Source organism: Bordetella genomosp. 9 (genome assembly GCF_002261425.1).
Classification (GTDB): domain Bacteria; phylum Pseudomonadota; class Gammaproteobacteria; order Burkholderiales; family Burkholderiaceae_B; genus Bordetella_C.
Genome location: NZ_NEVJ01000001.1, coordinates 565351 through 579119, shown reverse-complemented (window position 1 = coordinate 579119; position 13769 = coordinate 565351). Strand labels below are relative to the sequence as shown.

At 66.8% G+C, this 13769-nt stretch carries 12 protein-coding genes and 1 pseudogene; 4 read left to right on the top strand and 9 right to left on the bottom strand.

Annotated elements, in window-relative coordinates; all coding sequences use genetic code 11:
- Positions 1–16: 16 nt before the first annotated feature.
- The 7 genes from CAL26_RS02565 to CAL26_RS02535 form a co-directional block, all read right to left on the bottom strand.
- Positions 17–1207: an ABC transporter substrate-binding protein gene (locus CAL26_RS02565; protein ID WP_218831496.1), complete on the bottom strand. Its 1191-nt coding sequence runs from the start codon at positions 1205–1207 to the stop codon at positions 17–19.
- A gap of 120 nt (positions 1208–1327) precedes the next feature.
- A complete protein-coding gene (locus CAL26_RS02560; protein WP_094845345.1) occupies positions 1328–2134 on the bottom strand; it encodes an enoyl-CoA hydratase/isomerase family protein in 807 nt (268 codons plus the stop codon).
- 41 nt (positions 2135–2175) lie between these two features.
- Positions 2176–3711 carry an AMP-binding protein gene (locus tag CAL26_RS02555; RefSeq protein WP_094845344.1) on the bottom strand — a complete coding sequence of 512 codons (1536 nt, stop codon included), beginning with the start codon at positions 3709–3711 and terminating at the stop codon, positions 2176–2178.
- Entirely contained in the window at positions 3704–4240 is a 537-nt protein-coding gene (locus CAL26_RS02550) for a (2Fe-2S)-binding protein (RefSeq protein WP_094845343.1), read from the bottom strand. The genes CAL26_RS02555 and CAL26_RS02550 overlap by 8 nt, the downstream gene beginning before the upstream one ends.
- Positions 4237–5055: an FAD binding domain-containing protein gene (locus CAL26_RS02545; protein ID WP_094845342.1), complete on the bottom strand. Its 819-nt coding sequence runs from the start codon at positions 5053–5055 to the stop codon at positions 4237–4239. The genes CAL26_RS02550 and CAL26_RS02545 overlap by 4 nt, the downstream gene beginning before the upstream one ends.
- Positions 5052–8129, bottom strand: a complete 3078-nt coding sequence (locus CAL26_RS02540) for a xanthine dehydrogenase family protein molybdopterin-binding subunit (RefSeq protein ID WP_094845341.1) — start codon at positions 8127–8129, stop codon at positions 5052–5054. The genes CAL26_RS02545 and CAL26_RS02540 overlap by 4 nt, the downstream gene beginning before the upstream one ends.
- 106 nt (positions 8130–8235) lie before the next feature.
- Positions 8236–9099, bottom strand: a complete 864-nt coding sequence (locus tag CAL26_RS02535) for an AraC family transcriptional regulator (RefSeq protein ID WP_094845340.1) — start codon at positions 9097–9099, stop codon at positions 8236–8238.
- 233 nt (positions 9100–9332) lie between these two features.
- Between CAL26_RS02535 and CAL26_RS02530 the strand changes: the two genes are divergently transcribed.
- Positions 9333–9824: a cupin domain-containing protein gene (locus CAL26_RS02530; RefSeq protein ID WP_179283221.1), complete on the top strand. Its 492-nt coding sequence runs from the start codon at positions 9333–9335 to the stop codon at positions 9822–9824.
- 409 nt (positions 9825–10233) lie between these two features.
- On the opposite strand, the gene CAL26_RS02525 is transcribed toward CAL26_RS02530, so the two are convergent.
- Together CAL26_RS02525 and CAL26_RS02520 are read right to left on the bottom strand one after the other, a co-directional pair.
- On the bottom strand, positions 10234–10695 hold the full coding sequence (locus CAL26_RS02525) for a YaiI/YqxD family protein (protein WP_094845339.1): 462 nt from the start codon (positions 10693–10695) through the stop codon (positions 10234–10236).
- A 4-nt stretch (positions 10696–10699) separates the two neighbouring features.
- Positions 10700–11662: a LysR family transcriptional regulator gene (locus CAL26_RS02520; RefSeq protein WP_179283220.1), complete on the bottom strand. Its 963-nt coding sequence runs from the start codon at positions 11660–11662 to the stop codon at positions 10700–10702.
- On the opposite strand from CAL26_RS02520, the pseudogene uraD reads away from it, so the two are divergent.
- The 3 genes and pseudogenes from uraD to CAL26_RS02510 all read left to right on the top strand — a co-directional run.
- Positions 11661–12257 (top strand): annotated as a pseudogene (uraD, locus tag CAL26_RS28440) (2-oxo-4-hydroxy-4-carboxy-5-ureidoimidazoline decarboxylase); the annotation flags it as partial. The gene CAL26_RS02520 and the pseudogene uraD sit on opposite strands and share 2 nt — an antisense overlap.
- 33 nt (positions 12258–12290) lie before the next feature.
- On the top strand, positions 12291–12653 hold the full coding sequence (uraH, locus tag CAL26_RS28435) for a hydroxyisourate hydrolase (protein WP_218831508.1): 363 nt from the start codon (positions 12291–12293) through the stop codon (positions 12651–12653).
- Positions 12654–13733, top strand: a complete 1080-nt coding sequence (locus tag CAL26_RS02510; protein ID WP_094845337.1) for an ABC transporter ATP-binding protein — start codon at positions 12654–12656, stop codon at positions 13731–13733.
- Positions 13734–13769 lie beyond the last annotated feature (36 nt).

The following is a 13769-nucleotide window of genomic DNA, read 5'->3' as shown; positions in this document are numbered from 1 at the left end:
TCCTTGTGAACCGGGCCTACCAGCGCTTGCAGACGCTGGCATCGATGGCGTCCTTGCCGTCGACCTTGCTGACGATGGTGAATTCACCGTTCTGGATGCGCACCACGTACATGTCCTGGATCGCCTGGTGATCGGCCGCGCGCATGGTCTTGCGGCCTTGCGGCGTATCCCACTCCAGTCCTTCCATGGCCTTGCGGACCTTGGCCGTGTCGGTGCTCTGCGCCTTTTCGACGGCGGCCTTGTAGAAATACAGCACGCCGTAGGAATCGGCGCCGTACAGATCGGGCAGGACCTTGTTCGCCTGCTTGAACTTGTCGACGAACTGCTTGTTCTCGGGCGTATTGATCTCGGGCGAGTAGCCGACGCCGGTGACGAAGCCTTCCGCGTTCTTGCCGATGGCCTTGATGTTCTGCGCGGTGATCGCGCCGGACACGCCGACCATGGTCAGGTTCTTGTTCATGCCGTATTCGCTCATCTGGCTGAACAGGCGCACGGTGTCGTTGCCGGCCGTCGACGTGTAGAAGACCTGCGGCCGTGCCGCGCGTATCTGGCCGAAATAGCTCGAATAATCCTTGCTGTCGAGCGGCGCGAACAGGTCGCCCACCGGCTTGATACCGCGCTGCTCGGCGGCGCTCTTGAACGCCGCCACCGTGCTGCGGCCCATTTCGTAGTCCGGTCCCAGCAGGAACAGCGAAGAACCCGGCTTTTCCTTGGCAAGCCAGGCCGCCAGCGCGACCGATTGCTGGCCCGCCTTGGCGTTCACCCGGAACACGTTGGGCGAACACTTGTCGCCGGTAATGGCGTCGGAGAAGGACACCGTCGTGGCGATCAGCTTGTTGTTGCGCTCGGCCACCTGGCCCACGGCCAGCGTCGACCCGGAGTTCACCGTGCCCGTCAGGAAATCCACCTTGCTCTGCTGGAACAGCTTTTCGGCTTTCTGCACCGCCACCTGGGGATTGGCTTCTTCGTCTTCGTACAGCAGCTCGACCTTGCGGCCCATGATGCCGCCCGCCTGGTTGATCTCGGTCAGGGCCATGTCCAGGCCCATCTTCACCTGGGCGCCGATGGGCGCGTAGGTGCCGGACAACGGCGTGACGACACCCACGCGTATCGGCTGCGTGTCCTGCGCCAGCGCGCCCTGCGCGCCCAGCGCCATCACCATGGCCGCAGCCATATGCAGGGGGAACTTGCGTTGCGTGGTGTTCATGCGATGTCTCCTTGTCGTTTTATGCAGGCCGGCGGCCAGGCGGCGCGCCGGTCGGTCCCGCGTTATGGCTTGCGTTTGCCGTACGTTACGTCGTCATGCCGCCCAGACGGGCGGCGCCCATCAACTACCCTTGAAATCCGGCGCCCGCTTGCCGTGGAAGGCTTCCACCCCTTCACGGAAATCGTCGGAGCTGCGCAGGCGGCTGTAGCAATGCCCCTCCAGCTCGATGGCGATCGACAACGTGGAATCCTCCGTGTCGTTCAACAACTTCTTGGCCGTACGCTGGGCCAGCGGCGAGAATCCGACCAGTTCTTCGACCAGGCGGTCGGTGGCGGCTTCCAGCTCGGCATCGGGCACGCACTCGGTGACGATGCCCCAGTCGTAGGCCTGCTTGCCCGGGATGCGGCGCGAACGCATCACCACGTCCTTGGTGCGCGTGATGCCGACCATCTTCTGCAGGCGCGCCGAACCGCCCGAACCCGGAATCTGCCCCAGCTTCTGCTCGGGCAGCGCGTAGCGCGTGGTGTCGGTGGCGATACGGAAATCGCAGGCCAGGGAAATCTCGAAGCCCACGCCAAAGCAATAGCCGCGGTTGGCGGCAATCACCGGCTTGCTGCAGCGCGCCGGCGCGGCGATGTTCCAGGCCAGCTGGGAGACATGCTCCGGCGTCGCGGCCAGGAAGCCCTTGATATCCCCGCCGCTGGAAAAGTGCTCGCCTTCCGCGCGCAGCACGATCACCCGCACCGCGTCGTTTTCGTCCAGCGCTTCGAACACCAGGCGCAGCTGGTCGCGCTGCGGCATGGAAATGATATTGAACGACGGGCGCGCCAGCACGATGTCGGCACGCTGGCGGGATTCGTCGATCTCGACGCGGAAGCCGTCGAGATCGGCGAGCAGGTGTTGGGCCGGATGCTTCAAGGTAGACACGAGTACTCTCCTGGATGAATGGTTGCGGTCCGGTGCCGGGATCAGGATGGATCCCGCTCGAACTCCCCGGCCACCAGCAGGCGGCGCAGGATCTTGCCCACGGGCGATTTGGGGATGACCTGCACGAAAACATAGTCGCGCGGGCGCTTGAAATTGACCAGGTCGGACTCCCGGCAATGGGCGTCCAGCGCCCCGGCATCCACCGGCTGGCGGCGCTTGACGAAGGCGACGACCCGTTGGCCCCAGCGCTCGTCCGGCAGGCCCACCACGGCGACCTCGTCGACCGCGGGATGCAGCGAGAGCAGCGATTCGATTTCGACAGGCGATATGTTTTCACCGCCGGAAATGATCATGTCGTCGACCCGGCCGGTCACGTAGAGATCGCCGTCGGCGTCGAGATAGCCGGTATCGCCGGTGAAGTACCAGCCGCCGCGCAGGGCCTTGGCGTCCGCGTCCGGGCGATTCCAATAGCCTTCGAAGGCTTCGTCGCCGGCCAGGTCGGCGATGATCTGTCCTTCTTCGCCCTGGCGCGCCAGGTCGTCCGGTCCGGCGGCATCCAGGCGCACCACGCGGATGCGGGTATTGATGCCGGCACGGCCCGCGCAGCCGGCCTTGCGCGGCGCGTCCTGGTTGACCGTGCAGGTATAGACTTCCGACGACCCGTAGTGATTGGCGAACAGGGCGGGCTGGAACGCCGCGTCCAGCCGCTTGAGCAGGGCGTCGTGCATGGGCGCGCCGGCGAAGCCGATCTTCCGCACCGACGATATATCGGTGCGCGGAAAATCCTCGTGGCCCAGGATGTCGTGATACAGCGTGGGAACCAGGTACAGCGTGGTGATGGCTTCGTCCTGGATGGCGCGCAGCACCGCCGCGGGATCGTACTTGGGGATGCAGACGAACAGGCCGTCGACCAGCGCCATCGACAGCAGCGAGCGCACGCCCATGGTGTGATACAGCGGCATGACGCCCAGCGTGCGTTCGCCCACCCGGTAGGTATTCTGCGCGACGTGGGCCAGCGCCGCGGCGCGCTCCTGGCGATGCCGGCGCGGCACGCCCTTGGGCTTGCCGGTGGTGCCCGAGGTGTACAACATGAGCGATATGTCCTCGGCGCTTGCCCGTGGCGTATCCGCGTCTGCAACGTCGGCGCCGCCGCGCAGCAAGTCGGCGAACGACAGGCCCGGACCGGCGTCTTCGCCCACCACGATGCGCGGCAAGGCGCCGGCGGCGGGAGAAAGCGCCACCGCGTCGGCGCTGACGCTTTCGTAGGCAATCGCACGGGCACCCGAATCGCGCAGGCAGTATTCGATCTCGTCGCCCTTGGCGCGCCAGTTCAGCGGCGTCGAGATCACGCCCAGGAACTGGCAGGCCCAGTGCAGGGTGGCCATTTCCCAGCGATTGCGCAGCACCATCAACAGATGATCGCCGCGCCCCAGTCCCAGGCCGGCCAGTCCGGCGGCGGCGGCCCGCACGTCTTCATGCCACTCGCCGTAGCTGCGCCGCACCGCGCCGTCCACGATGGCCAGGGCCGCCGGACTGCGCTCCACGCTTTGCAGGAAGGTGCGTCCCAGGTCAAGCATCCGCGTCGCCTCCGCCAAGATGGGTCCTGGCCAGGCGTTCGCGCGCCGTTTCCATCACCGCGCGGACGATATTGGTGTACCCGGTGCAACGGCACAGATGTCCCGACAAGGTTTCCCGGACCTGCTGTTCGGTGGGATCGGGCACGCGCGCCAGGAAATCGTCGCAGGTCATGAGTATCCCGGACGTGCAGAATCCGCATTGCAGGGCGTGGTTGCGCTTGAAGGCGGCCTGCAGGTCGCCCATGGCGGTTTCGGACTGGTGCTTCCGCGCCAGCCCTTCCACGGTGTCCACGCGCAGGCCTTCCGCCTGCACCGCCAGCATCATGCAGGACCGCATGGCCACGCCGCCGACCTGCACCGTGCACGCGCCGCACACGCCGTGTTCGCAGCCGACGTGGGTGCCGGTCGCGCCCAGTTCGTGGCGCAGGAAATCCGCCAACAGCGTGCGGTTGTCGCATGCGCCCGTGCGCGCCTTGCCGTTCAGGGTGATGGCGATGGTGTCGCGCTGTCCCCGGTCCAGAGCTTTCATCGGGTAGCTTCCTCTATCACGCGCCGTCCCAGGTTGCGCACCAGGTGGCGGCGATACACCGCGGTGGCATGCGGATCGTCCTGGGCATCCAGCTGCCACGCGAAATCGTTGATGGCGCTCGCCAGTTCGCTCGCGTCCAATCGCGGCAAGGTCAACACGCGCGGGCGGTCGGCCACACCGCCCACGGCCAGGCGTATCTCGCGCTCGTCCGCCACGGCCGCGCAGGCGACGATGGCGAAGTCGCCGTGCCTGCGGCTGACTTCGGCGAAGGCATAGCGGGTTCCCGGACGGTGCAAGGGATAGTGCACGTCCTCCAGCAGTTCGTCGTGGCGGCGCGCGGTGGTCAGCATTCCCTGGAAGAATGCTTCAGCTTCCAGTTCACGGCGCCCCTTTCGCGATCGCAGCCTGACCTTGCCGCCCAAGGCCGCCAGCGCCAGCGGCAGCTCCGCGCTGGGATCGGCGTGCGCCACCGACCCGCATACGGTGCCCCGGTTGCGGATCTGGAAATGCGAAATCCTGGGAAAGGCGAGCGCCAGCAGCGGCACTTCCCGCGACAGGCTGGCGCGCCACTCGACGGAGGCCTGCGTGGCCGATGCGCCGATCGCCAGGAAGCCATTCTCGGCGCGCACGTAGTCCAGGCCTTTCACGCGGGAAATGTCGACCAGTACGCGCGGCTGCGCCAGGCGCATGTTCAGCACGGCCATCAGCGACTGGCCGCCCGCCAGCACGCGGGCGTCGTCGCCGTATTCGTCGAGCAGGGCCAGCGCCTCGTCGACGGTGTCGCAGCGGCGGTAATCGAAGACGGGAGGCTTCATCTGGATATCCCCATCCAACGCAGCAGGCGCCGCCAGAGCGGCACGGCCGGCGATTGCCCGGCGGCGTGGCCGCCGGCCGGCGCGCCGGCCTGGCTGCCCAGTTTCTCGAAGAGCTGCGCCAGTACGATCCTGGCGGCGCCTTCCAGCATGCGTCCTCCCACCGCGGCCACCTTGCCGCTGACTTCGGCCTGGTAGTCGTAGCGCAGCAGCGTGCCCGAACCCTGCGGCTCCAGCTCCACGCTGCCGCTGCCACGTGCCGTGCCCAGCGATGAAATTCCCGAGCCGGACAGCCGCAGGCGATGCGGCGGCTCGAGGTCGGAAAGCGCGATCTCGGCGGCATAGCGCGCCTTGACCAGGCCCACGCCGATCGTCACATCCGCGCGGTAGCGATTGGGCCCGGCCGGCTGCAAGGCATGGCAGCCGGGGATGACGCGGGCCAGGCTGTCGGGGTCCAGAAGCACGTCGTAGACGGCTTGCGGCGGCGCCTGCAAGCGCACCTCGCCGCGCGCGGTCAGCCCGCGCCCCTTTCCGGCGGGCGCGGCCGCGGACGACCCGGCGGCTGTCCCCGCGCCGGAGGCCCCGGCGGTTGGCGTTCCACCGGCCGGTGACTCGCCAGCCATCGATCCGCCCGCCCGCGCGGGCGCCCCGCCGGCAGGCGGGGGATCGGCCATGCCGATCAGGTCCATGACCCGCGACGAACTCAACGGCAGGCGCACGTCCGCCACGTCCAGCGCGTCGGCAACCGCATTGGCGATGCAGACCGGCGTGCTCATGTTGTTGCCTTCTCCCAGGCCCTTGGCGCCCAGCGGTGTGAAAGGCGACGGCGTTTCCATGTGGACGATCACCGGCTCGGGCACTTCGCAGGCGGTCGGCACCGTATAGTCCGCCAGCGTGCCCGACAGGAAACTGCCATCCGGTCCGTAGACGAACTCTTCCATCAGCGCCGCGCCCAGGCCCTGCGCATAGGCCCCGCGGATCTGTCCATCGGCCAGCGCCGGATTCAGGATGCGGCCGGCGTCGTGGCAGGTCACGTAGCGATCGATGCGGACCTGCCCCGTATCGCGATCGACTTCGACCGCGCAGATGTCGAACACGAATCCATAGGCGGCCGACGTGTTGATGCGATCGTCCTCGGTAGGCGCGGTCAGCTGTTCGGGCGTCCAGAACACGGTCGCCCGCAGGCTGGGATCTTCCCCCGGCGGGAGCAGCGCGGGCGCCCAGTGCGCCCCGCTGGACAGGCGGGCGAACGGCAAGGCCTTGTCGGCACGCCCTTCGGCAAAGACCTTGCCGCCGGCGAAGCGCACGTCCTGCGGGGCGCAGCCGAACTGCCCGGCGGCGATGCGCGCCAGCTTGTCGCGCACCTGCACCGCCGCCAGATGCAGCGTCCCCGCGACCGCCCCGGCAAAGCGGCTGGAGTAGTTTCCCGCCGCCACCGACCACGCGTCCTTTTGCGTATCCAGCTCCGCGTTCACGGTGATCTCCGACGGATCCAGCCCGAGCACGTCGGCCACGATCTGCGCGGCCACCGTGCGGTGCCCCTGGCCCTGCGGCGTCGAATCGATGACGGCCGTCACACCGCCAAGCAGATCGATCGCGACCGTGGCGGCGGCCAGCGCGCCATTCTTCGGCCCGGCCTTGGCGCGCTGCTCGGGCGTCAAGGCCGTGGTGATATAGCCCATGTTGGAGATGGACGGCTCGACGATGGCCGCATAGCCGATGCCATACAGGCGGCCTTCGCGGCGGGCGGCCTCGCGCCGCGCCAGCAGTTCATGCAAGCCACCCTGCTCCACCGCCAGCGCCAGGGCCTTGGGATAATTGCCAGAGTCCAGCAGCGCGCCGGCCGCCGCGCGATAGGGAAAGGCGCCCGGCTGCACGAAGTTGCGCCGATACACGTCCAGCGGATCCAGCCCGAGCTCGACAGCGATGCGCTGGACCAGGCGCTCCAGCGCGAAGTACACCTGCGGCCCGCCGAAGCCGCGCACCAGGCCGGCGGGCGTCTTGTTGGTCAGCACCACCCGGTTGCGCACGCTCAGGTTGGGAATGTCGTAGGCGCCGGTCAGGCAGCCGTGCATGCGGTAGAAGGTCGCCGGCTCGGGCGCGCGCAGATAGCCGCCGACGTCGTCGAACTGGTCATAGTCCAGGGCCGTGATGCGGCCATCGTCTTCGACCGCGGCGCGCAGCGTGGTCAGGCGACCCGTCGCGGACGTCGCCGCCACCAGATGCTCCAGGCGGTCCTCCACCCATTTGACGGGGGCGCCGGCCTTGCGCGCGGCCAGGCACATCAGCACGATGTACGGAAACACTGCCTGCTTGACGCCGTAGCTGCCGCCGGAGTCGGGCGGCGTCTTCAGCCGCAGCCGCGCGGCGGGCATCTGCAAGGCCAGGGCCATCACCGCATGCAGCGAGAAAGGCCCCTGGAAATTGGAGAGGACTTCATAGCCGTCGTCGTCCGACACGTGCTCGGCGCAGACCACGAAGCATTCGATGGGTGTGCCCGAATTGCGCGGATAGCGCACCGTCAGTTGCACGTTGTGCGGCGCTTGCGCGAACGCCGCCTCCGGATCGCCGTAGCGGAAAACGCGATCGCTGGCGATGTTGCTGCCCACCTTTTCATGCAACAGGGGCGCGTCGTCGGCGATGGCCGCCTCTATCTCGACCACCGGATCGAGCGGCTCGTACTCGACCTCCAATTGCTCCAGGGCGTCTTCCGCCAGCGCGCGGCTTTCGGCGACCACCACGGCCACCGGCTCGCCGACATAGCGGACCGTATCGACGGCCAGGCACCAGTGCTCCATGGGTTGCTTGACGCCCACCACGAAGGGCCGCGTCCAGCGGCGGACGTCGTCGCCCGCGAGCATGGCATGCACCCCGGGCAGCGCCAGGGCCCTGGTCCCATCCACCCGCAGCAGACGTGCGTGCGCATGCGGCGACCGCAGCACGGCCGCGTACAGCGTGCCGGGCTTGGTGCCCAGGTCGTCGGCATAGCGTCCCTTGCCGGTCAGCAAGGTATCGTCCTCGATCCGCTGACGGGCGTCGCCCACGTGCCGTACGGCGCGTTGCTGGCCAGTATCCAAGTCTCGTCCCGTTGGACAGCGGCTTCAGCCGCCCGTCCTTGTCATTCGTATTGGGGGCAGCTTAGTCAGGAGAGGGATCGGTCGTCTTACCGGAAAATCCGGCAACTTACCCTGGAGTCTGATTTTCGTAACTCTGGACGACCCGGCGGTAATCGATGGGCGCCGTGCCGATGTGCTGGCGAAAGAAACGGGTGAAGTGCCCCGGCGCCGAAAAGCCCAACCGGTAGGAAAGATCGGTCAGCGTCGTGTCGCCCCGGCTCAGCGCCTGCAGAGCGGCCTCCATGCGCAAGACGTTGCTGAACACATTGGGCGTCAGGCTGGTGCTGCGCCGGAACAGCTCGAAGAAATGCGCGCGCGACAGCCCGCTGCGGGTCGCCAGCGCGGCCATGTCGACGGGCGCGCCGATGTTCTCCCGCATATACGCCATGGCGCGCCGGATGCGCGGGTCCATGGCGTTCGTGGTGTGCTTATAAGGGATTCCCCGCAGATTGCGCCATTCCGAGAACGGATCGATGACGGCGATCATCAGGTCGAACAGCACCGCCTCCAGCCGCTGCGGCGAAATCTGGTCGGCGAAGTACATCTCCATGGCCAGGTCGTCGGCCAGCTTGCGGATGCGGGGCGCGATCTCCACGCAAGGCTGGGGGAAAAACTGCGGATGGGCGGACACCCAGAGCTGGCGCTGGATGTCCGCCAGCCAGGAAGGTTCGATGTACAGCGCCAGGATGACCGTGCGCGGCGCCAGCGGGCCAGGATGCTCGTAGGAATGCAGCTCCCAGGCGTTGACCAGTACGGCGGTATCGTCGGTCAGCGGGTTGAGGCGATCGCGTACCGAAAAGAACGTGTCGGCGCCGCTGGCCTTGATCAGCACATGGCAATGGTGATGCGCGTGCGGGATGAGCGGCTTGTCCATGTCGAGCAGCGCAACCCGTCCGAACCGGCCGTGAAAGACCTTGATGGCCGTCGACAAAACGTTCTCCTCGTCAGCACCCTGTCGCGTTTTTTATTTCTTCTGTGCTGCCATTATAAGAACGGGCGCGCGCGGCGGGGATTAGCGTTGACCCATGCCAGGGCGGAGGGCCGGTTAGAATTGGGGACAGAACTAAGCACCCGGGCGGGCTGACGCTAAGCGCGGATTCGCCCTGCCGCGCAGGCGTGGGCGGCCGTAGAATCCTTCTCCGTTGCTTCTCAAGAGCCATTGCCATGACCGCGTACCTGATGAAAAGCGAGGAAATCGCCGCAATGGCGGGCCTCGGCAAGACCCATTTCAGGAATCCCAACGCCAAGCGTGTCAATAAATCGCTGGGCGACGCGACCGGGCTGACCGGTTTCGGCTTCCACATCATCGAGGTCGAACCGGGCCACGAGACGACCGAGCACCATGCTCATCATCACGAAGACGAATGCGTGTATGTGCTGAGCGGCACGGCAACCGCGCTGATCGGAGACGAGTCGTTCGCCATCGGCCCTGGCGATTTCCTGGGCTACCGCAAAGGCGGCCTGGCCCACTCGATCAGGAACACCGGGACCGAAGTCCTGCGCTGCATCGTCGTCGGCGAACGGCTCCCCCACGACGTCTGCGATTACCCGCACCAGAACAAGCGCATGTTCCGCAACCCGGGCATTGGCATGCCCGCGAATCTCGTGGACCTTGCCGCCATCGAGGAAGTCGGAGGCAACGTCGGGAAGAAGTGATCCCGGCGTGGGAACCGGGATCAACCTACCCGGCTCGCCATGGAGTCAAGCTTTAGTTAGGATGGCGTTATTTAAGGTTAAAGGTATTAAGCTTAAATAAGACACCATCCTATTAAAGGTTTTCCTTCGTGCGCAAGAGTGAACTCCATCCCCGCCTGCGGGCCGCATGCGCTGCGATTCCGAGACGTTCCGGGATATTTGCGGTCGTCCCGTTGCCGACGCCCCGCTGCATTAACGTACGTTGCATTCGGGATGAATGGCTGCCTCAACAAGGCACAGCCTCCCGGCCGTGGGCCGTGCGCGGACAACTCAGGCTTGAGGCGTTTACAGCCTGTGGTTTGTAAATCTGAAATACAGCCTTTGATTTGTATTTGCCGAAAAATAAGCGCCCTGGTCCCCTTCTGGCCGGCTAGCGCCTAGGCCGCGATGACGCCTGGAGCATCAACCGATCCAGCGCATTGCCGAAGGCGCGGCGATCGGCCTGGCTGAACGCCGCGGGTCCGCCGATGTCGACGCCGGCATTGCGCAGGTCTTCCATCATGTCGCGCATCGACAGGCGCTCGCGTATGGTGTCAGCCGTAAAGCGCTCGCCGCGCGGGCTGAGCACCTGGGCGTGCTTGTCCAGGACCTGCGCCGCCAGCGGGATATCGCCGGTGATGACCAGGTCCCCGGCCTCGACGTGCTGCACGATGTAGTCATCGGCCACGTCGAAGCCACGCGGCACCTGCACCGCCCGGATCAACGGCGACGGCGGTGTTCGCAGCATCTGGTTGGCCACCAGCGTCAGGGACCGCTGCCATCGCTGCGCCGCGCGATACAGGATTTCCTTGATGACGGCGGGACAGGCATCCGCATCGACCCAGATATGCATGCGATCAGTCCTTCACGGCGATGGCCGGCGGATGGCGTTGCGCACGGCCCCGGACCTGTTCCAGGCATAGCCTGATGCTTTCCGACAGCGTTTCCGCCGTCACCTTCACGATCGGCGACAACGGCTTGCGCGCGTCGATGGCCACCCGGATGACCTGCGGTTCCGCGCCCTGGTCCCGCACCGGCACGAAGCGCAGGCAGCCATCCAGCAGTTCCGGCGCCGCATCGAGCTCCGACGTTACGGACACGTAGCGTCCCGTCCGGGCGAGCTTCTTGATCAGGGGCAGGGAGTTGGTCTCTATCCGGTTCTGGTTGTCGCCGAAGAGCCAGCTGTAATGCGATTCCAGATAGCGGCGAATGAACAGGCTCTTGCTCTGCAAGGCCACCGGATACGCGCAGATTTCCTGCAGGCTGACCGACGCCTCGTTCGCCAGCGGGTGATCCGGCGCGACGATGCAGCCCAGCGGCAGCTCGCTTTCCCACAGGACATGCAGATGGCGCCCCGGCGACAGGTTGAACGCCGCCGCCAGGTCGGCGGTGCCGTCGAGCAAGGCGGCGCTGGCCTCGTCGGTATTGCAGATCTCGACCGACAGCGAAATATTGGGGTGCACGGCGGCCAGGTCCGTGATCCATGCCGACAGGAAGCCGTCGACATGGCTGCCCATGGCGACCAGGCGCACATGGCCTTGATGCACCCCCTGCAGTTTCCGGATGTCCTCGGACGCCCGGCGTTCGTCGTTGCGCCACCGCCGCGCCATGGACACGATGGCATCGCCCGAGGACGTCAGCCGCATGCCGCGCGGCATACGCTCGAACAGCGGCACCCCCAGTTCCTCTTCCAGCCGCAGCAGCTGCCGGTTGATGGCGGACGCCGCGACATTGAGCTCCCGGGCGGCCCGCTGTATCGAGCCCGAACGCGCCACCTGGTCGACGTAGCGCAGCGCGGTGGGTATCAAGGATCGGCCCATGGGCGCTCCCATACTAATTTTGAGTATGGATTGTTGCTTAATCGCTGATGGACGGCAATGGTTCGGGCTTCTTAAGATGTGCCAACCCCACATCACCCTGCTCGCCATGCCTACACCTGTCACCCTGGATGCCCTCAATACCTGCAGCGAGGCGGAATTCGTCGAACTCCTGGGTACGGTATTCGAAGACGCCCCCTGGGTCGCCCGCGCGGTGGCGGGCCTGCGGCCCTTTGCCGATGCCGACGCCCTGCATGCCGCCATGATGGCGCATGTCCGGGGCCTGCCTCGCAGCCTATGCCTGGAATTCCTGGTCCTGCATCCGGAACTGGCCGGCCTGGCGGCGCGCATGGGCGTCATGGGCGCGGAGTCCACCCTGGAGCAAGGGAGCCTGGCCCTGGCGGCCCTTTCTGTGGACGAGGCCGCTCGCTGGGAAGAGCTGAACCAGGCGTACCGGCACAAGTTCGAGTTTCCGTTCATCCTGTGCGTCCGGCGGCACACGCGGGCGTCCGCCCTGCGCATCTTCGCCAAGCGTCTCGCCAATGACCACGACACCGAATTCGCGGCCGCGCTGGACGAAATCGGCAGGATCACGCGCTTGCGCCTGGCCGGCCGCATCGAAGGACACGGCATGGCGAACATCGCCGGCCGCCTGACCACCCATGTGCTGGATACGACGTCCGGCCGGCCCGCCGAGGGTGTCCGCGTCCAGCTCTTCGAGACCGGCGGCGCCGAGCGCCTGCTGGCCGACCGGAACACCGATCGTAAAGGCCGCACCGAACAGCCGCTGCTGGATGGCGGCCCGCTGCCGACGGGTCAATATGAACTGCGCTTCCACCTGGGCGACTATTTCCGCGCCCAGGGCCTGAGCGCGGAAGAACCGCCATTCCTGGACGTGGTCAGCGTCGCTTTCGGCATCGCCGAGCCCGAGTCGCACTACCACATCCCCTTGACCGCCACGCCTTGGGCGTACTCCACCTACCGGGGAAGCTGAATGGACAAGCGCGCCGGCCACGCCCTGCGACTGGAACACATCGGACACCGTTTCCAGGCGTTCGAAGCGGTACGCGACGTCGACCTGGAGATCGGGGCCGGCGAACTGGTCGCCTTGCTCGGGCCATCGGGCTGCGGCAAGTCGACCTTGCTGCGCATCGTCTCGGGCTTCCTGCGGCAGACCTCCGGCCGCGTGCTGTTTGACGGCGTACCGGTCGATCACCTGGCGGCGGACAAGCGCGGCGTCGGCATCGTCTTCCAGAATTACGCGCTGTTTCCCCACATGACGGTCAGGCAGAACGTCGGATATGGCCTGGAAGCCCGGGGCTGGCCGCGCGCGCGCATCGCCGCCCGTGTCGACGAAATGCTGGCCATGGTGCACATGGAGGCGCATGGCGCGCGCCTGCCGAAGCAGTTGTCGGGCGGGCAGCAGCAGCGCATCGCGCTGGCTCGTTGCCTGGCCGTCGATCCGAAGATATTGCTGCTCGATGAGCCGTTCGGCGCATTGGACAAGAACCTGCGGCTGGACATGCAGATGGAAGTCAAGCGCCTGCAGCGGGAGTACGGCATCACCACCATCCTCGTCACGCACGACCAGGAGGAAGCCCTGTCGATGGCCGACCGCATCGCCGTGATGAACCTGGGCGCGATCGAGCAGATCGCCACGCCCGCCGGCATCTACGACCAGCCGGCCACGCCTTTCGTCAACACGTTCGTCGGGGCGACCAACCTGCTCGATGGGCAGGTCGCCGCCGACGGCCGCGCGGTCGAAGTCGCCGGCGGTGCGACGTGGCGGCTCGCGCCCGGCCATGGACTATCGCCCGGCGCGCCGGTGCGGGTATCGGTACGGCCCGAACACTGCGGCATGGACGCCAGTGGTGAAGACGGCCTGCCCGGCAGCGTCGACGCGGTGCTGCCCCTCGGCCCGCAGGTCGTCTACGGCGTGCGGCTGGATACGGGCGTGTCGATCAAGGTCAGCCAGCCGCGGCAGCGCACCCGGCAACCGCTGGCAACGGGCGCCCGGGTCCGCATCGCGCCCGTGTCGCCGGAGGCCTGCCTGGTCTTTCCCCGACCCGCCTAGTTCCGCGTACCCACTCACTTCTCGACCCAAGGAATC